General features: G+C 42.8%; 14 protein-coding genes. 8 read left to right on the plus strand and 6 right to left on the minus strand.

Annotation, left to right across the window (positions count from 1 at the left end):
* Nucleotides 1-426: 426 nt before the first annotated feature.
* The 3 genes from RMY27_RS26560 to RMY27_RS26570 all read right to left on the minus strand — a co-directional run bounded on the left by RMY27_RS26560 (nt 427) and on the right by RMY27_RS26570 (nt 4836).
* Nucleotides 427-2019 carry a GMC family oxidoreductase gene (locus tag RMY27_RS26560; RefSeq protein WP_322667862.1) on the minus strand — a complete coding sequence of 531 codons (1593 nt, stop codon included), beginning with the start codon at nt 2017-2019 and terminating at the stop codon, nt 427-429.
* 554 nt (nt 2020-2573) lie between these two features.
* Nucleotides 2574-4409: a threonine--tRNA ligase gene (gene thrS, locus RMY27_RS26565; RefSeq protein WP_322667897.1), complete on the minus strand. Its 1836-nt coding sequence runs from the start codon at nt 4407-4409 to the stop codon at nt 2574-2576.
* A 217-nt stretch (nt 4410-4626) separates the two neighbouring features.
* Nucleotides 4627-4836, minus strand: coding sequence for a hypothetical protein (locus tag RMY27_RS26570; RefSeq protein WP_322667863.1), 210 nt, complete (start codon nt 4834-4836; stop codon nt 4627-4629).
* Nucleotides 4837-5053: 217 nt separating this feature from the next.
* On the opposite strand from RMY27_RS26570, the gene RMY27_RS26575 reads away from it, so the two are divergent.
* The 3 genes from RMY27_RS26575 to RMY27_RS26585 all read left to right on the plus strand — a co-directional run bounded on the left by RMY27_RS26575 (nt 5054) and on the right by RMY27_RS26585 (nt 6975).
* Nucleotides 5054-5371 carry a DUF2605 domain-containing protein gene (locus RMY27_RS26575; protein WP_322667864.1) on the plus strand — a complete coding sequence of 106 codons (318 nt, stop codon included), beginning with the start codon at nt 5054-5056 and terminating at the stop codon, nt 5369-5371.
* Nucleotides 5372-5677: 306 nt separating this feature from the next.
* The gene (locus RMY27_RS26580) at nt 5678-6007 is read left to right on the plus strand and encodes a DUF2973 domain-containing protein (RefSeq protein ID WP_194045128.1); all 330 of its coding nucleotides are present in this window, start codon (nt 5678-5680) and stop codon (nt 6005-6007) included.
* Nucleotides 6008-6513: 506 nt separating this feature from the next.
* Nucleotides 6514-6975, plus strand: coding sequence for a DUF1877 family protein (locus RMY27_RS26585; RefSeq protein ID WP_322667898.1), 462 nt, complete (start codon nt 6514-6516; stop codon nt 6973-6975).
* A gap of 157 nt (nt 6976-7132) precedes the next feature.
* Here the strand turns inward: RMY27_RS26585 and RMY27_RS26590 are convergent, their stop codons facing one another.
* The gene (locus RMY27_RS26590; RefSeq protein ID WP_322667865.1) at nt 7133-9424 is read right to left on the minus strand and encodes an amylo-alpha-1,6-glucosidase; all 2292 of its coding nucleotides are present in this window, start codon (nt 9422-9424) and stop codon (nt 7133-7135) included.
* 1436 nt (nt 9425-10860) lie between these two features.
* Between RMY27_RS26590 and RMY27_RS26595 the strand changes: the two genes are divergently transcribed.
* The 3 genes from RMY27_RS26595 to trpE all read left to right on the plus strand — a co-directional run bounded on the left by RMY27_RS26595 (nt 10861) and on the right by trpE (nt 15182).
* Nucleotides 10861-12870 carry a DICT sensory domain-containing protein gene (locus tag RMY27_RS26595; RefSeq protein WP_322667866.1) on the plus strand — a complete coding sequence of 670 codons (2010 nt, stop codon included), beginning with the start codon at nt 10861-10863 and terminating at the stop codon, nt 12868-12870.
* 238 nt (nt 12871-13108) lie between these two features.
* Nucleotides 13109-13534: a photosystem I reaction center subunit II gene (locus RMY27_RS26600; RefSeq protein WP_322667867.1), complete on the plus strand. Its 426-nt coding sequence runs from the start codon at nt 13109-13111 to the stop codon at nt 13532-13534.
* Between the two features lie 94 nt (nt 13535-13628).
* Nucleotides 13629-15182: an anthranilate synthase component I gene (gene trpE, locus RMY27_RS26605; RefSeq protein ID WP_322667868.1), complete on the plus strand. Its 1554-nt coding sequence runs from the start codon at nt 13629-13631 to the stop codon at nt 15180-15182.
* A 475-nt stretch (nt 15183-15657) separates the two neighbouring features.
* Here trpE and RMY27_RS26610 read toward each other — a convergent pair whose 3' ends face one another.
* Both RMY27_RS26610 and RMY27_RS26615 read right to left on the minus strand, forming a co-directional pair.
* Nucleotides 15658-15897 (minus strand): hypothetical protein, encoded by a 240-nt coding sequence (locus tag RMY27_RS26610; RefSeq protein WP_322667869.1) that lies wholly within the window; start codon nt 15895-15897, stop codon nt 15658-15660.
* 69 nt (nt 15898-15966) lie between these two features.
* Complete coding sequence (locus tag RMY27_RS26615) at nt 15967-16179, minus strand: chlorophyll a/b-binding protein (protein ID WP_322667870.1); 213 nt, start codon at nt 16177-16179, stop codon at nt 15967-15969.
* Between the two features lie 655 nt (nt 16180-16834).
* Here RMY27_RS26615 and RMY27_RS26620 point away from each other — a divergent pair.
* Nucleotides 16835-17797, plus strand: coding sequence for an orange carotenoid protein N-terminal domain-containing protein (locus RMY27_RS26620; RefSeq protein ID WP_322667871.1), 963 nt, complete (start codon nt 16835-16837; stop codon nt 17795-17797).
* Between the two features lie 337 nt (nt 17798-18134).
* Nucleotides 18135-18827, plus strand: coding sequence for a hypothetical protein (locus RMY27_RS26625; protein ID WP_322667872.1), 693 nt, complete (start codon nt 18135-18137; stop codon nt 18825-18827).
* Nucleotides 18828-19068 lie beyond the last annotated feature (241 nt).

Below are 19068 nucleotides of genomic sequence, written 5' to 3' on the forward strand. Positions count from 1 at the left end.
TTTATCTCCGTTAACGAGTATTTGAACTGGATGAATCCACCTTTTATCTCCGTTATAGCGGTTTCCATTCAGATGCAGTACAACATTATACCGTGGGGTGTAGGGGCACGGTAGTGCCCATTGGTGTCAACTTAACGTCAAACCCTTGTCAAAACCTGATATTCAGTTCTCTGGCTTCCCATCACGATCTGCGTTACCCCACCCTAACCCTCCCCTTATAAAGGGGAGGGAACGAGATTCTCTTGTTTCCCCCCTTTATAAGGGGGGATTAAGGGGGGTAAAATGCCTGTGGAATAAGCGTTTGAGCTTAAGTTGACACCAATTGGCAATGCCGTGCCCCTACGGGTGTACCTCACACAAACAAGAAGTGCTATAACGAGTCTTTGATATTAAATACATTGCGATCGCAGCTTAAAACATATAAATTTAGGCAGAGCGATCGCTAACAACAAGCTGCTCGGCATCTACACCAGTTGCTAACGGCACTTGCGTTAAAACCCGATTGGTAGCTTTAATCAAATCTGCTGCCTTTTCCCCAATCATAATTGTGGGTGCATTGGTGTTTCCCGTGCTAATAGTTGGCATAATTGATGCATCTACAACACGCAACCCTTCAACACCATGTACCCGCAGTTCGGGATCTACCACTGAATCGGAGTCTGTTCCCATTTTGCAAGTGCCGACAGGGTGGTATACAGTGTCGCAGGTTTCCCGGATGTAAGCTAGGAGAGCTTCATCACTTTTTTTCTCAGCGCCGGGAGCAGCTTCCTCACCTCGGAACTCATCAAAGACATCTGAGTGGAATATCTGGCGGATAATTTTAATCCCTGTAAGCAGCTTTTGCAAATCAGATTCATTTTGGAGATAATTCATCCGAATTACAACTGGATCGTGGGGCGAAGCAGAACGCAGGGTAAGATCACCACGGCTTTGGGGATTAGTCAGACAGACTGTAGCAGTAAATCCTGGCCCTTCGCGGGAGTATGCAGGATGTGTCCACAAAACAGGGCCAGAGTGAAACTGTAAATCTGGTGCAACATCTAAACGACCTTCAGTATGCAAGAACAATCCAGCTTCAGCGATATTGCTAGTTGAGGCAGGTTGTAAATCCTGAGTTGCTTGGTGTGCAACGGCGACATGAAGATGATCTTGGAGGTTTTGACCGACACCGGGCAAATCAGCGATTACAGGAATATCTAGCGATCGCAGATGTTCTGCATTCCCAATTCCAGAGAGCATCAGCAGTTTAGGTGAATCGAACGCACCAGCACTGAGAATAACTTCCTGATTTACAAAGGTTTGGTGCATCGTTCCTTGATGCAGATACTCCACTCCAATAGTGCGCGTTCCCTCAAATAGTAGCCGAGTGACTAATGCACCAGTGGTAACTGTTAAGTTGGGGCGATCGAGAATTGGCAGCAGAAATGCAGTTGCTGTACTTTGTCGCTTACCATCTTTGACTGTTAACTGATAAAGTCCTGCGCCTGACTGTTCTACGCCATTGAAATCAGGATTGCACTCATAGCCTAGTGCGACAGCTGCTTCCACAAATAGTTGTGATGTCACGCTAGGAGCAATGGGATCTGTGACATTCAATAATCCATCAACACCGTGAAATTCGGATGCACCACGCTGCTGGTTTTCAGATTTCTTGAAGTATGGCAACACATCTTGGTAACTCCAACCATGATTGCCTAATTCTTGCCAGCGATCATAATCATGCCGACTGCCTCGAATATAAATCATCGCGTTGATCGAACTGGTGCCACCTAAGACTTTCCCGCGCGGACAATAGATTTTGCGGTTATTTAAGTGTGGTTCTTCTTCCGTAAAATATGCCCAGTCAACCTCAGTACCCCATAGTTTTGTCCAGTCTACAGGAACTTGATGTTCTGGTAAGGTAGCTGGATTGCCTGCTTCGAGTAATAACACGGTTGTTTTACCATCTTCTGTTAGACGATTGGCGACAACACAGCCCGCCGAGCCTGCACCAATGACAATATAATCATATTTACTCATAATATTCTCTTTGTTAATCACAACTTTTATATAAAAATACTTTTTTTATCATATATTTCTGTGACTGCAATACTTCTTGTTTGCTTGTTAAATAAAAGCAGTGATCGTTGCCTTTTTCTGGTTAATTTCGGTATCTACTTTTCCTCAATTTGTCGGAAATTGAACATACTTCGACGCAATGACAACGGCTTTGTCAAACTCTGCGGGATTCACAACACCTAAAAGAGAGCGTTCTTCTTCATTCAAAGGTAAGTTTACAGATTTATTAATTGATTAACTCTGAAAATTTTGCAAGCTAAATATAAATTTCTCAACATTTATAACTGCGAGAATGTCAGCATATAGTATTGTCAATAAATTTCAATCAATTTATGCAGAAAGTTTAAAGTTTACTGCAAAATTAGGGTTTTCCAATTGGCAACGACAAAGTTAGGGTTTCAGCCTGCAAGTAGAACGCGATCGCACCTTTGCCAAAACCTACCAGCTAGCCAATAATCTGATCTACTAGACAAAACGCACACCAATTGTGATTAGTGTGCGTCTGCGATTAGATTTTAGAAATTCTCGAACTTAGCGATCGCATCCTTCATCTTATCCACCACCTCATCGACAGGGATAACTCCCAATTCCCCAGAAGCGCGGGTACGAATACTCAAGGTATTAGTTTCCACTTCCTTAGCTCCCACCACAGCCATCACGGGTATTTTTTCTTTCTCTGCATTACGAATCTGTTTACCTAAGCGATCGCCACTGGTATCAACTTCTGCACGGATGCCCAATGCACGCATCTTCGCCACCACATCTTTAGCAAAGTCTAACTGTGTATCACCCACTGGCAGTAATCTAGCTTGCACTGGCGCTAACCACAAAGGAAAATCGCCCGCGTATTCTTCAATTAAGATCCCAATTAGCCGTTCTAGTGAACCAAAAGGCGCACGGTGAATCATCACTGGACGTTTGCGAACACCATCTTCGGCGACGTATTCCAAATCAAAGCGTTCTGGCAAGTTGTAATCTACCTGCACAGTTCCTAATTGCCATTCCCGTTCTAGGGCATCACTGAAAATAAAGTCGAGTTTGGGCCCATAAAATGCCGCTTCTCCAATACCTTCAAAGTGATCCATCCCTAAGGTTTCGACTGCACGGCGAATTGCACCTTCGGCTTTGTCCCAAACTTCATCGGAACCGATGTATTTGTCACTAGCTGGATCGCGGAAACTGAGTCTAGCTTTAAAGTTCTTTAGTTGCAGACTATTGAACACCGACAAAATCAAATCCACCACACTGAGGAATTCACTATCTAGCTGTTCTGGGGTGACAAACAGGTGAGAATCATCCACAGTAAAACCGCGCACCCGTGTTAAACCGCCCAATTCCCCTGATTGTTCGTAGCGGTAAACAGTGCCAAATTCCGCCAAGCGCATCGGTAGTTCTCGATAAGAGCGCAACTCACTCTTATATATTTGGATGTGGAAGGGGCAGTTCATCGGCTTCATGACGAACCCCTGTTCCTGTGCAGCAGCTTCGGAGTCATCTGCCATCAAAGGAAACATATCTTCTTTATATTTCTGCCAATGTCCAGAGGTTTTGAATAAGTCTACTCTGGCAATGTGAGGCGTTACTACAGATAAATAACCCCGTTTTAACTGTTCTTGCTTGAGGAAGTCTTCTAAAGTACTCCGCAACAGAGTACCTTTGGGTGTCCACAAAGGTAAACCCGGCCCCACTAAATCAGAAAATACAAATAATCCCAGTTCCTTACCCAGTTTCCGGTGATCTCGCCGTAGCGCTTCTTCTTTACGTCGCTTATATTCAGCGAGTTGTTCTGGACTTTCCCAAGCGGTAGCGTAGATGCGTTGTAATTGGGCTTTAGTTTCATCCCCACGCCAATAAGCACCAGCAACGCTTTCTAATTCAATTGCCTTGGGGTTTAATTCACTAGTATTTTCCAGATGAGGCCCCGCACACAAATCCCACCATTCATTCCCCAGGTGGTAAATCGTGATTGGTTCGTTTTTGATATCTGCCAGGATTTCTAGCTTGTAAGGTTCGTTAATTCCCTGAATCCGGCGTTCGGCTTCTTCGCGGCTGACTTCTTCTCGAATAACCGCCAATTTGCGATTAATAATCTTCGCCATCTCTTTCTTGATGACTTTGAGATCGTTTTCGCTAAATGGTTCTGGATTGTCGAAGTCGTAGTAAAAACCGTTTTCTATCCAAGGGCCGATTGTAACTTGCGCCTTGGGAAACAGCTTTTGTACTGCCATTGCCATAACATGGGAAGCAGTGTGACGAATCTTCTTTAAGTTCTCCGATTCGCTGGTACGCGGTAAATAAATTTTTTCAACTTGCTCTGATTGTTCGGACTGATTTGATGAATTTGGCGACATTGGCTGCTGAACCGTTGGCGAAGTGATTACAAAAGGTGATTTATCTGAATCTGTAGGCTTATTCAACTATAACGACTTTGGTTAAGTAGTCATTTGTCATTTGTCATTAGTTATTGGTGCATACTCTATCCCTTGCAATGCCATGAGTAGTTCAACAAAGTTCACTGTAAACTTGCTTTGACAGTGGGCAGAAAAAATTTTTTTTCATCGGAGTAATTCAAACTATGTTAGAGAGTGGGCGTGCTTTCTCTTGGACTAATGACTTTGCGTAGCGGTTTGATTCTGAGTCCTGAATTTTGACTCCTGAATTCTTCTTCAATCCAAAGATAAAGATAAATTTTTGATTTGTTACCTGAGTGTCAAATTCAGGATTGGTTGCGTAGGCGTAGCCCGCACTTCGGCTGCGCTCAGTGACCATCGTAGACATCGCTAAATTATCTTATGAATTACAACTTGATGTCATATATACCTATAGATGCCTGTCCAAAGGCACTGTACAAACCAGTTATCAAGACTATATAATAAATTTTGTGACCTTTGTTACAAATTTTTACATCTGGGAATTATGAGAATAATTCTGCAAATGTTAAGAAACGTAAATAACGTTAATATTAGTAAGCAAGTTTGAAATATTCCTCTCATTTATGCCAGACTCAAATTTACCAGGGACTGAGTTGTTGAAAACGGTTTTAGATCCGCTGCTGGAAGATTTTCAGCATTGGTTTACGCGATCGCGCCATTTACTCGAAACTGAGGAACTATCATTTATGAGTCACCAAGAGCAATCTGACTTGCTCTTGCGGGTCAAGCAAGCGCAAGATGAACTAAATACGGCGAAGATGCTATTTAATGCAACTGATAAACAAGTCGGGATTGAGATGGCAACGTTAATGCCTTGGCATGAATTAGTGACAGAATGCTGGAATGTCGCAATTCGCTTTCGTCAAGGACGTGAAGTTTAAGCGCAAACTTTCGGCAGACAATTTAGCGGTGTCTCAAGACTAGCCAAAGAAGCGTCTACGCAAGATGGTAAATCAATCGTTAAAGAGATAATAGATAATTCTTAAGGATTTCTTAACATTAGCTGGATTAACAAAATAATGTATCCTATGCTACCGTAAGTGGAATAACGGTTGACAAATAGTTTCATATAAATGTAAGCGCGTAAAAAGTGCGTAGAATACTCGTCTTAACTGTAAGTACAGTATCGGCGAAACAAAGCGTTACAAAATAAAGTTTTAAAAATTGCTGTTCTGGAGGAAAATCCAATGTTACATTTGCTTTACATTCTTGCTTTTACAATCCTTGCATTTATAGCTGTTGGCAACTTAATTCGTAACTTGATTATGTTCAGTTTTGATCGGGAACGAACCTACCCCACGAATTCGTCGCCAATGAATAACCAAGGCAACTATGGTTATTATTCATCAAAGAAACAGTTTGTACCCCATCCAGAGTTATTAGATAGCGCGGGCAACTTAATTAAAGAGCCACTTTTGGTAATGCGTTCAATTAACGTTGAAGATGCGCGTCAACATCTCGATGCACTTTACGAAGCATCCCCAGGACATAAAAGAGATAATTCCGAAGAAGCATAACGTAGAGACGCGATTAATCGCGTCTGTAAGCAATTTGGGTGTAAATGATTGTTGTTTTTACATCCTTAAATTTTTTTTAGCAGAAATTTATTACCATTTTTGAATTTGAGGCGTTCGCATCGCTAGCCTGAAACTGCATAGTGTGAATGGTGAGATAATTCCTGAAGCACTCACCGAAGCGACTGGGTAATAGCTTTCAATCCTGTGGCGCAGTCAGCAGTTAAACAAGGCAAGGTTCTGGCACACATCATATAACTGTATAACATCTTATTTGGGCATATATACGGAATACCCTGATAAAAATAAGGTATGGGAATAGAGGGAAACTTCAAACAAATATCCACACCTCTTTTAGAGATAGCGAAACAAGATTTGTATGTGTTGGACTTGTACCTTCATGCAAAAGAAGCCCTAGAAACCGGAGCAGTCCAACATCTACATACCTACTTAAAAAAAAAGGAATTAATCATAACCTGGACGCTCTTATTGCTGAGGAGCAATGGAAAATTGGAAGACTAGAGATTGATTCTTGGCACGCAATGCACTACTTGCTAACTGAGGATATATCTTTGTGGGAAGAATGTCAGATACCTTTTATTGTTGCCCGAAAAAAGGAAAACAACCGATTGCTAATCAATGCAGTGATGGGCAGAACCTCAATTGAAGGAACAAAAGGTAGTTTCAAAGATTTCGGCCCTGTAAAATATCTTGTTCCCTCAGAAACTCAGCAAATCTCCGAAGCGCTGCTTCAAATTTCAGAAAAAGAGTTTGCTAACAGATATGAAGAAGCTTGTGTATTGAATCCAGATGTTTACAGAACATTATGGGATGAGGAAGTAGATGAATATTGGTATATCTTTCAATGTATTTCAAAATACTACAGAATAGCTGCTGAAGAAACCAGAGGTATGCTGCTCTATCTCGGTTGTTTTTACGGGGTTGATTTCATGTGGGAAATGCAAGACTAATGCCGCAGGCTAACAATTCGGTTGCAACGGACTGAAGGAAACCCCTGAAATTGATGCAAAAGTTATCTGGGGCAGTTCAATGTTGACATTATGTCACTGAGCAATCGCACCAAGCCTAAAATAGGGAGTGGATAATTCACCACCCCCTACTCTTTTTCTAAGCTTCAATAACTACCCGTAAATTGCCCCGTTTTTTCGCAACGCGACAAGCAGTTGTAGTCCCAGAACGCTCAAATTCCAAATCGAGGATGGTGGGGCCGACTCGTAAATTATGAAATGATAGGCGATTAATCGATTCTGGCAAAGCGGGGTCGATGATTCGCAAGCAGTTATTTTGAGCGTCAGGCACCAAATTAACCATCATTTGCAGTAGTTGGAAAACACTACCCGTAGCCCAAGCTTGGGGAGTGCAAGCAACCGGATACTGCACAGGAGCATTATCGCCGTTTCGTTCGTAGCCGCAGAATAGTTCTGGAGGACGCTGATAGGGTTGTTGCTGAGTCATGTCAAATAAACCTTGGAATATTTCTAAGGCTTGATCGATAAGACCGAGCGATCGCAATCCCATTGCAATCAGAGCGTTATCATGGGGCCAAACCGAACCAATGTGATAACCCATCGGATTATAAGCGGGTGACAAACTACTTAGAGTCCGAATGCCCCAACCATTAAACATATCTGGTGCCCGCAACCGTTCTGCTACACTGTGAGCTTTTTCGTCTGTGAAGAGTCCCAATTGCAGACAATGGCCAGGATTTGAGGTAATACTGTCTACTGGCTTGCCTTCTCCATCCAAAGCCAGAGCGCAGAAATCTTGGTCTTCCACCCAAAAATCTTGATTAAAACGAACCTTAAGATTTCTCGCCTCTTCTTGCCAACGATCAGCCAAATCAAGCCGCTTCTTCATCCTGGCTATTTCTGATAGGCGCATTTTTGCAGCATAGACGTAAGCTTGCACCTCACAAAGGGCAATTGGGCCGTTGGCTAATTCTCCCTTACGGTCTACAATACAGTCGCCAGAATCTTTCCAACCTTGGTTAGCAAGACCGCGTTTCGATGTACGGAAGTAGCTGAGATAAGTGGTTTCTTTGGTATTGCGATCGATCCACTCCATTGCTGCTAGAGCATTGGGCCAAAGTTGCTCTAGGAGTTCTCCATCGTGAGTCCAAGCATAATGTTCGGCATAGAGCAGCAGCCACAAGGGAGTGGCATCAACTGTACCGTAGTAAGGTGTATGGGGAATTTCTTGACAACGAGCCATTTCTCCCAAACGTAACTCGTGCAAAATCTTACCCGGTGCTTCTTCGCGCCATTCGTCGTCAATTTTACCTTGGTATGTTGCCAGTAATATCAGAGTTTCCTTGGCGATTTGCGAGTTTAACATCAGGGTTTGAGAAGCTGTAATCAGCGAATCTCGCCCAAATAGTGTCGAAAACCACGGCACCCCGGCGGAAACAGTCTTATGCTTTCCAAAAGACTGGCGCAACAAATACATATCTTGTTCAGCCCGCTCAATCACTCGATTGAAGGTACTCTTATCTGAGCTAATGCGGGTAATTTGTTGTACCCAGTGTTGCTCCTCCATCCACTCAGCGGCTTTCGCTTGTCCTAATGTAGTGGCGGCGCTTACGGTTGAACTGGACTGGTTGTTTCTCAACATATTCACTCGGTAGCCCAGCTTTTGAGTTTCGTGAGAAGCCAACTCAAGCTGCCAAACCGCAGTGTAACCCTTGAAATAGTCTGGTTGCCGATGCTGGAATAGAATCCGAGATTCCATCACTGAGCCATCCAGACCTTGATAGGCGAGTGTTAAGGATTCTTCTCTAGAAGCAGATGGCTCTTTAGGTGTTGGTGAAACACCATCGACGTGAGAAAATGTTCCTTCCTCAACCGTAGGTTCTACTAGCCGTAAAAGCCGACCTCGTTTTTCTCTGTCATAGCCCCGGACTTCAAATAAATCAACAAAATCCGCATCAAAGCTGATGGTTAGTTCAAAATTGACAGTGGTTGTGCTGTAGTTAGATACTTCTATTTCTTCAAACAGCGCCCCATTCAGCACGAGTTCTCGGCGAATTCCGATAGTCTCGGCTTTCAGGCGTTCGTCGATCCTGGGAGTAGTACACAAAACGGAGAGTGAAAAACCTTTTTCGGCAGTACTACTGAGGAGTACAGGCGATCGCCCTTCAATTTGCAACTCTAAGCGATTGAGAAATCTCGTATCACAACAAAACAGTCCCATACTGGGATTGCCATCGTTGAGGGAACAGCCAGAAATGTTCCCGATAGTATCTGTCACAAAAAATAAATCATCATCTTTAACCGTCAGTGTCGGTTGCGATCTTTCAGCCACAACACAAGGCCACTCCGGGATCGGTAATTGTTCGGCAGGAATAAAAGTTTTTCCATCCAGAAAAATTTTTTCTGGGGTCATTAGCGTATCCGGGGTCATTAGCCAAAATTCCGTGTACAGGTATTTTTGTGGTCTTTTGAGTAGAAGTCTCTTACCCAAGAGGCAGAGAGGAAATAAAAAATACTCTCTTGCTTTGGCACAGAGCAACTAAATTTATTTAGGTCGAAAAAAGAAAGATTTGTGTCGACACACGTAGTGTAAATAAAGAATAGCTTATCGTCGAGAGACACAAAGTACGGAGCCAGGTCAGTTATCTTGCCCTGCTTTGACAGCGCTTTTTAATTAATTTAACTACACTACCCCCCCACTCCCTACTTCCCATCTCAGTCGTGGTCTAAATAGCTGTAAATCACTATAAGTATGGGTTTTCCCTTTGCTTTATCCTCTCTGCTCCTTGTTCATCCTCACAACTTCCGACAAAAGACACTCTTTAAAACTCGTTTGAGCTATTCGAACCAAAATAATCCTGACATATTGCTGACAAAATAGCAGCGCTTATATCTATATAAACAAATCTTGTTGAAGGATGCAGAAGAACGTCCGGCGAGCGCTCAGTCGAGACCGCAGGAGGCGGCAGGAAGACTCTGACTTTTCACGGTATGTGGAAAAGGAGCAAAGGTGTGGGGTGTGGGGTGTAGGGTGTAGGGTGTAGTAAGACAATATCAGTTCTCTACACCCTACCCTAGTCCTGATGGGGGTTTCAGTACTTTCCATGAAAAGCCAGCAGGAAGACTGCCCTGCCTACGACACGCTGCGCGAACAGCAAGAACTGTCTTTCGTCGATAAATTTATATTTTATAAATGTCAGACCAAGATTGAAAACTGACTGAGTATTTTGAGATAATTTATTAGTCGTTGAACTTTCAAAAATACAAGATATATAGTATAATCACCAAAAACGTCTTACAGTTTTTGGTGAACATAAAAAAAATTTATTTAGTATCCGATTTTGTTTTAAATAATCTTTGATATTTGATTAGACTAATTTATGATAATTAATTGATTAAGTTTAATCACTCATCAGGAATTAAGTTATGTAAATATTGCAGTCATGATTTACGGCTAAGAAAATTGATTTAGTGAGCAGAAATTAATGTCGGCAAAGTAGGCGATGTCTACGATAAGCTGTTTTGCCTGTATGGACTGTAAATCGTTCACCCGTGGTTATATAGCGAACACAGGAGTTAAAACCATACAAGAATTAACGTTTTAGTACTTACTCCTGAAAGATTTTACCTGTGCAAGCAAAAGCATCAGTTGCCCTGAATGTATATTGGGCGTAATAGGCTGTCAATCAACAAATCAAGTTCCACGCCCCTTAGTTGGTAACAAAGTGTTGCGACTGCTTTGGCGAAAAGCGCTTATTAGCGTTCTTTACATATTGCAACTATCTATTTAACTTGAGAGTCCCTTGGAATTTGTACAATGCAGCTGTGACGTGGATCTGATCGAGGTTGAGCGTTTAACAATAATTCATGAGCATTTCGACTTCTGTGCTAAGTGATCTGCTAAAGTCCCTACCCAACTTGCGGCCCCAGCTATATTTTAAGGCTTCACTAACGGCGCTCTCCCACGCGATGGAAGATCAAGTTTTGGCTGCGACTTTAGCTCAACCCCTTGTAATTGCTAGTTTCCAGCGAGAGCGATTCTACCGCCAAGAAGCTCATCGCTACCTGCGACTTGCCTTGCGGAGTAACCAAATATACGTATTAGCTGCTCCAGAAACGGATTTCGCCAACAGTTCGGAACACTATGAAAAAGTGGCTTTTGAGGCAACGGATGGCTTAAGTCAGGAGTGGCATTTGGTAGTGATTGCTGACAATTATGCTACTTGTCTTGTTTGCCGAGAAAACCTTGGTTCTCTTGCCAAAAATAACCAACTACCGGAACTAAGCCCTAATTTGGATATAGACACAGCCCGAAGATTTGAGGGAATTTGGACATCAGAAAGGGGAGTTAGCCTGAAAGCCGCCGAATTGTTGTTAGATCGGGTTTTGGTTTACAGACCAGAACTGACAAGTAAAATTCAACAGGCACGTCAGAGGTTTGGCATTGGCGAACCGCGAAACTACTTTGGAGCCGAACAGGTAAACGAGTATGCCTGTGACATTGATACAGACCCATTTGTGCAGCGCTTAGTAACTTATTTGCAAGCTAGCCAGTACAAATTGCACAAAGCTTATCGGTCTATTGCTGCACAAGCACGAAAAGAACGATTAGTCAACTCTATTAGTACTGCCATTCGGCGATCGCTCGATCCTCACGAAGTTCTCCAGGTGGCGGCACAAGAATTAGGGCAACACCTAGAAGCTTGTCGCTGTCTAATTTACCGCGCTCAAGCCACAGATAGCCAAGCCATAATTGAACACGAGTTTTTGACCCCTGGTGTTTTATCTGTTTGCGGACAAACCTGGGAGTTAGAGAAAAATTCCCTATTTCGGGACATCGTAGAACTTGGCGAAGGTGTTTGTGTGAGCGATACGCTGAGTGACCCCCGCGTTACCAAATCGCCAAGACTTTCCACGATCGCCAAAAAGTTTGCCATTCGTTCTTGGCTGATGGAACCAGTATTCTATCAAGGGCGATTATTGGGGATTGTGGAGTTACATTACTGCCGGATGCCACCGCATGAGTGCCAACCTGGGGAATTGGATTTGGTAGAAGCGATCGCTACCCAAGTAGGAGCAGCTCTCATCCAAGCGGAAGCTTACGCTAACCTAGAAGAACTTAACCAGCAGTTAGAAGCTCTAGACCGCACCCGCAGCAACCTCATAGCCATCACCGGACACGAACTGCGTACCCCCCTATCTACAATTCAAGTGTGCCTGGAAAGTCTTGCTACCGAACCAGATATGCCTGTGGAGTTGCAGCAAGTCATGCTCAACACCGCTCTTTCCGACTCAGAGCGGATGCGAAAACTGGTACAAGATTTTCTTACACTTTCCAACTTGGAAAGCGGCCGGGTGGAATGGCATCCAGAATCCCTCACTTTACAAGAATGTGTGGATTTAGCACTCAGCCGAAATCGCACGCGTTCCTCAACGGAAAAGCCGCCCCAAATCAAGACTCAAATTGCCGAAAGCCTACCTTTAGTAAGAGCTGACGGTGATTGGCTAGTCGAGGTACTGGCAAAACTTATGGACAATGCTTTGAAATTTACGCCACCCCAAGGAGAAATCACAATTAAAGCGATTTACAACAGCCGTCAAATGGTCGAGGTGACTGTAGCTGACACCGGACGCGGCATTGAACCAAATCGTTTAGAAGTAGTTTTTGACCGTTTCTATCAAGAAGAAGGAGCGCTGCGCCGCACCACTGGCGGAACTGGACTTGGTTTAGCAATTTGCCGTCAAATTGTTAATGGCTGGGGTGGAGAAATTTGGGCAGAGTCAACTGGTAAAGACCAGGGCAGTCAGTTTCACTTCACTATCCCAATTGTTCGGAGTAACCAAGAGGAAAAACGGACAAAAGTCAAGAGTAAATAGGCATTGGGCATGGGGCAGAGGGGCAGGGGAGCAGAGGGGCAGGGGAGCAGAGGAGAAATAATAACTCCTAACTCAGCACTCCTAACTCAGCACTCAGCACTCCTGAAGCATTGGTTTTTAACAAATGACAAAGAACCAAGGACAAATGACTAAAAACTGTTACAGTCTATGACGCGATCGCAATATGATCCTGGTTGCGATGTTAGGATTCCCTAAAAACGTTGAGAGAACAGACTTTATGGCAGAAACACTCTCTGGACAAACCCCGCTATTTGCTGGCAGCACTGGTGGCTTGCTTACAAAAGCAGCAGTTGAAGAAAAGTACGCTATCACTTGGACTAGCCCGAAAGAGCAAGTTTTTGAATTGCCTACCGGTGGTGCTGCTACTATGCGCAAAGGTGAAAACCTGCTGTATATAGCTCGGAAAGAATATGGCATCTTTTTGGGCGGTCAGCAACTTCGTAAACTCAAAATCACAGATTACAAAGTTTACCGGATTCTACCCAACGGAGAAACTACCTTACTTCACCCAGCTGATGGTGTCTTCCCCGAAAAGGTGAACCCAGGTCGTGACAAAGTGCGTTATGTAGACCGTCGTATCGGACAAAACCCCAGCCCCTCTAAAGTTAAGTTTAGCGGTGTTACTACCTACGACGCCCCGTAACTAGCTGTTAGTAGCTAATGGGTAATTAGTAATGGGTAATTGGTAAGTAAAAACCCATTACCCATTACCAATTACCAATTACCTTTAAAAAATAATGATTTTTCCGAATTTCTCCCAGTTTTCTACCCTAGCGCAAGAAGGCAACTTCGTCCCGGTATATCAAGAATGGGTGGCGGACTTAGATACGCCCGTATCTGCTTGGTATAAAGTCTGTGCGGGTCAGCCTTATAGCTTTTTGTTGGAATCGATAGAAGGTGGAGAGAAGCTGGGACGCTATAGTTTAGTGGGCTGCGATCCGGTGTGGGTTTTGGAAGCAAGGGGCGATCGCACGACTCAGAAAAACCGTGACGGTTCGGAGGTAGTTTTTGCTGGCGACCCTTTTACAGCTTTAGCCGAATGTTTAGCACCTTATCACCCAGTGAAATTACCACAGCTACCACCAGGAATTGGTGGTTTGTTTGGGTTTTGGGGCTATGAATTGATTCAGTGGATTGAGCCGCGTGTGCCCATTTATCCACCAGATGAGCGGAATATCCCTGATGGGTTATGGATGCAGGTAGACCACTTGTTGATTTTTGACCAGGTGAAGCGGAAAATTTGGGCGATCGCTTATGCTGATTTACGCGATCCGAATGTAGATTTGAAAGCAGCATATCAACAAGCTAGCGATCGCGTCACCCAGATGCTCGAAAAGCTATCTCTCCCTCTATCGCCAGAAAAAACTCGATTGGAATGGAATCCGCCAGGGAGCAGGGGAGCAGGGGAGCAGGGGAGCAGCACTTCGGCTACGCTCAGTGACCGAGGAGCAGAGGAGTATAAGAGTAATTTTACCCGCCCTGATTTTTGTGCCAGCGTTGAGAAGGCCAAAGATTACATTAAAGCAGGTGATATTTTTCAAGTAGTAATTTCTCAGCGACTATCAACAACATACACAGGCGACCCTTTTGCCCTTTATCGGTCGCTACGTCAAATAAATCCTTCGCCTTACATGGCTTTCTTTAACTTCCAAGATTGGCAAATCATCGGTTCCAGTCCTGAAGTGATGGTGAAAGCCGAAACCGATTCAGATGGTGGAGTGATAGCTACGGTACGCCCAATTGCTGGGACGCGTCCGCGAGGTAAAACTACTAAGGAAGATGCAGCCTTGGCTCAAGATTTACTCCAAGACCCCAAGGAAATTGCCGAACACGTGATGCTTGTCGATTTAGGACGGAATGATTTGGGGCGTGTTTGTCAGAGTGGTAGTGTCAAAGTCGATGAATTAATGGTAGTTGAGCGCTACTCCCATGTGATGCACATTGTTAGCAATGTTGTGGGTAGATTAGCAATTGGTAAAACAGCATGGGATTTACTGAAAGCTTCCTTCCCAGCAGGTACGGTAAGCGGCGCACCCAAAATTAGGGCAATGGAAATTATCCACGAGTTAGAGTCTAGTCGTCGGGGTGTTTATTCGGGTGTGTATGGGTATTACGATTTTGAAGGACAATTAAATACTGCGATCGCAATTCGTACAATGGTAGTGCATGATAAGACAGTAAGCGTACAAGCCGGTGCAGGTTTGGTAGCTGATTCTGAGCCAGAGAAAGAATACGAAGAGACGCTAAATAAAGCTAGAGGTTTATTAGAGGCGATTCGTTGTTTGCGTTGAAGTAGGGACTGAAGAAAGGAATAGGGTACAGATTATTACTTGTCACCTGTAAACTCTCCTTTAACCCCAATATTTTTTACTACCTGTATGGTTTCTCTCCCATACAATTAATTGCACACTGGTTCTTGTTGCTTAATTGTAAAACCGGGCTTGATACAAGTACAGTAACAGTTCGATCTGCTGTATGAGCATCTAGACCAGACTTTAAAAGTTGATGTATCAATACCCTTCTATTTTGAATTACATAGGTTTTACTTTGAACAGCAAGATGTTTGGAAACAATTTGTGCTACTTCTAAGCCCACGTATCCACAATACCGTGACAAATTGGGAAGCTTTATAAATCCAATCAACATCAAACTTTTTCCAAAGCTAAATAGAGTTTTTTAAACCTATTGAAAATTTAAAAGAAGTCCTGGTATCCAAATCCAAGACCTCTATTGAAATTACTACACACTAGAAATGAACAAACTTACTCATCCTAATTGGCTAAAGTAAATCGCCCAAATAATTCCAGTTACTCCAATGGCAATTAACAGGTTAGTGAAAAATCTGCCGAACTCAATTTCTTGTCCAAGTCCTTTGTCGTCTTGACCGGCAGTAAAAAACAATGACCAGGCTTGATTTGCATTGATAGTCTCAAAGTTGTTGAAAGCAGGTCTAAAAACAACGGGTCCAATTAAATCCTTTTTGGGATAATCAAAATCAGTTTTCATAAGTAAGTTTGCCTCTAAATTGCTTTATTCGTCAAGTGAAGAAAATTAATAAATCTCAAATTGTCTTCTTTAAAGGCTGGTTAGCCATGCAATCAAACCGTGTCCGGTGATAACTTCTACAGCTATGAGTGAAACAAAAGCAATCATTGCCAAACGCCCATTGAGTTTTTCGGCATATTTGGTGAATCCTATCCGTGGAGTTTCATCAACATAAACCTTGGGTTCAATCGCAAATCTGTTGAGTTGACCGCGTTCGTTAATGGTAAAGCCTTTACTTGTCATTTTTGATTCTTTGCTTTTGCTTTATGTAAACGAATATTAACTATTGTAAATATTTTTTGCAACCACTTGACACAAGAAGAAAGGTAGTGGAAACCGTACCAAATGAGTAGGGTATTTCGGATTTGTACAAGGTCGGCTTAATACTGTTTGGTTAAGGCAAGAGACGCGATGAATCGCGAAAGACTATTGTAGACACGGCGATTTGTCGCGTCTTTGTGATGATTTATGGCATCTTTAGTGATTCTTGGAGGGGAATTCATACAACCAATTGCATTAAATTGAACATCAGTAAAACTTATATTTTACATAAGCAGAAGTTATTTATATATAACTGAGAAAGTATTGCTTATTTGTAACGAAATTGTTATGTTTCTTTACATAAAGATACAAAGCAGTATTAATGCGTTAAACCACCGTTAATTAAGGCTCTCTAAATAACTATGCAGTTGAGCCTGCAATGGGCTTTGCCAAGTATCTAAACTCAACGGCAACGCATCACTATGCCTTTTTTAGAACTATGTCTAAAACAGGCTGTTTAATGATGCAAAACCTACTAAGTGCCTTTATTAACAATTAAACGCATTTTTCCTCGGTCTTTGCACATTTGATTTTTCACATTTGGTAGAACTGTAATTTTTTTTTTGGAATTTCTGCTATGTCTTTTACCATCCAGTCGGCTCAAAGTATTTTTCCCGGCACCCTAGTTGCTGACGTTGTTCCAACCGTCGTCGAATCATTCTCTAAGCTCAATGCTGAAGATCAATTAGCATTACTTTGGTTTGCTTATACCGAGATGGGTAGAAGTATTACAGTTGCGGCTCCTGGGGCAGCCAACATGATCCTTGCACAAGGCTTACTCGAACAAATTAAGCAGATGCCTTTTGAGGCTCAAACGCAAGTCATGTACGATTTGGCTAACCGTGCTGACACTCCTCTGTGCCGTTCTTATGCATCCTTCACCGTAAATATCAAGTTAGGCTTTTGGTATCAGTTAGGAGAGTGGATGGCTCAGGGAATCGTTGCTCCAATTCCACCAGGTTACAAGCTTTCTCCTAAAGCTGCCGATGTGTTACAAGCCATTGGCAATGCAGATTCAGGTCAACAAATTACCATCCTACGCAATACCGTAATTAGCATGGGATTCGATCCGAATGCTCCTGGTAGTTACAAAAAAGTCTCAGAGCCAGTAGCTCCTCCCACTGCACCAGCATTTCGGACTAAAGTCACCATTGAGGGCATCAACAATCCTACGGTGCTTGGCTATATCAACAACATGAATGCCAATGACTTTGATGCTGCGGTTTCTCTGTTTCGTTCCGAAGGTGCTTTGCAACCTCCCTTTGAAAGACCAATTGTTGGTCAAGACGCAATTCGTGCTTATATGCGTGAAGAATGCCAGGGGCTGAAGATGCTCCCAGAACGCGGCGTATCTGAGCCAGTGGAAGATGGCTATACCCAAGTTAAAGTTACAGGCAAAGTCCAAACCCCCTGGTTCGGTGCCAGCGTAGGTATGAATATTGCATGGCGGTTTTTGCTAGATCCCCAAGGCAAAATATTCTTTGTAGCGATTGACTTGCTGGCTTCTCCAAAAGAACTGCTGAACCTAGTACGTAAATAGAGGGCTAGATTAGTCGTTTTGCTTAAGCATGGATGAGTCAAGAAGCAATCGCTACCTCACTACGCTTAAGCAAAATAAAATAACGGCTTTTTTTGGTATTTTTATCCTGCGATCGCTATTGAAAATAACCGATTCCATCAGCGATCTTTTAAAAGATTATTAAATAGTTTTAAGGTGAGTACGGCCTTGTTTAAGGTTTTTAAAGATACAAACTTAAAATAAGTAGTATGCTCAAGAGTATCTCAACTATTCTTTACTTGTTTATTTATATTTAAATAACAATATATCTTTGGATAGAGTAATAATTTATTCATCTACCAAGAGTAATAGATTATCAATGACTTTTTTCAATTCTTCTGAGCCGCTACTACGTGAAAAACAGCAAGAGCTAGATTTTCAAGATATTCAAGGTCTAGTCTGTCTCAACTACCAAATTGGAAATTTCGTCCTCTTTTCAAAGTTTTATACTCGCGTCGATCAAGCATTTATTCTCTGGGGACTAATTTCATCTGGGATTTTCGTAACCGCTCAGTTTTTACCCATTAGCTGGAGTAGCCAAGCGATTTTGTGGTCAGTGCTTACCTTATTCGGTGCAGTCGGTATGGTAAGTTTAACTTGGTTTTGGGCAACTGTAGAACAGCTACGCTGGGTTGTTTATAGCTGGGCGATTTTAATCATAGCGGGTTTAATCTTGACCGATCTGAGCATTTTTTTGGGATGGGGAGAGGTGTTAATCCGTTTGTGTCCACTGTGGTTAGGATTAAGTGCCATCGGCTACTTTTGCACCGGGGTAGGAATGCGTTCACGCACATTTATTCTAATGGGGTTTATTCATTTGCTAGGAATCTTAGTTTTACCGTACTGCGGTGTTATGCAGTTTCTCTCAACGGGGCTAATTATGACCGTTAGTTTACTCTTACTAGCAGAATTACAATGGGATATGCAATCTTCAAGTGATTACAGCCAATTAACACCACAACAAAAGCAGTTTAACCAAGCACAGTCCCAACGGCGTCAAATGAGCAGCTAAGGTTATTAAGAATTAAAATCTTACTTTAGACAAGTTTGTATAAACAATATAGCTATATCTCTTGGCTAGCTAGTGTTTATACTTGAGAGAGAGAGTTTTTCACCCAACTGTCAGCTACTCTAGTTTTATGAAAATAGACAGCACTGTATGGGTGTTATGCCGCTGTGGCCCATTATCGAACATCGAAGGAGAGCGATGACAGATGTTTGAACAGTGTAAATCAATAAAAATCCTTGACGGT

The sequence above is a fragment of the Nostoc sp. DedQUE09 genome, assembly GCF_034530915.1.
Classification (GTDB): Bacteria; Cyanobacteriota; Cyanobacteriia; order Cyanobacteriales; family Nostocaceae; genus Nostoc.

Bases quoted from the DNA above. Each gene is read 5' to 3' on its own strand.
- RMY27_RS26560 (WP_322667862.1), bottom strand. From the start codon at position 2,019: ATGAGTAAATATGATTATATTGTCATTGGTGCAGGCTCGGCGGGCTGT.
- thrS (WP_322667897.1), bottom strand. From the start codon at position 4,409: ATGTCGCCAAATTCATCAAATCAGTCCGAACAATCAGAGCAAGTTGAA.
- RMY27_RS26570 (WP_322667863.1), bottom strand. From the start codon at position 4,836: ATGTCTACGATGGTCACTGAGCGCAGCCGAAGTGCGGGCTACGCCTAC.
- RMY27_RS26575 (WP_322667864.1), top strand. From the start codon at position 5,054: ATGCCAGACTCAAATTTACCAGGGACTGAGTTGTTGAAAACGGTTTTA.
- RMY27_RS26580 (WP_194045128.1), top strand. From the start codon at position 5,678: ATGTTACATTTGCTTTACATTCTTGCTTTTACAATCCTTGCATTTATA.
- RMY27_RS26590 (WP_322667865.1), bottom strand. From the start codon at position 9,424: ATGACCCCGGATACGCTAATGACCCCAGAAAAAATTTTTCTGGATGGA.
- RMY27_RS26595 (WP_322667866.1), top strand. From the start codon at position 10,861: ATGAGCATTTCGACTTCTGTGCTAAGTGATCTGCTAAAGTCCCTACCC.
- RMY27_RS26600 (WP_322667867.1), top strand. From the start codon at position 13,109: ATGGCAGAAACACTCTCTGGACAAACCCCGCTATTTGCTGGCAGCACT.
- trpE (WP_322667868.1), top strand. From the start codon at position 13,629: ATGATTTTTCCGAATTTCTCCCAGTTTTCTACCCTAGCGCAAGAAGGC.
- RMY27_RS26610 (WP_322667869.1), bottom strand. From the start codon at position 15,897: ATGAAAACTGATTTTGATTATCCCAAAAAGGATTTAATTGGACCCGTT.
- RMY27_RS26615 (WP_322667870.1), bottom strand. From the start codon at position 16,179: ATGACAAGTAAAGGCTTTACCATTAACGAACGCGGTCAACTCAACAGA.
- RMY27_RS26620 (WP_322667871.1), top strand. From the start codon at position 16,835: ATGTCTTTTACCATCCAGTCGGCTCAAAGTATTTTTCCCGGCACCCTA.
- RMY27_RS26625 (WP_322667872.1), top strand. From the start codon at position 18,135: ATGACTTTTTTCAATTCTTCTGAGCCGCTACTACGTGAAAAACAGCAA.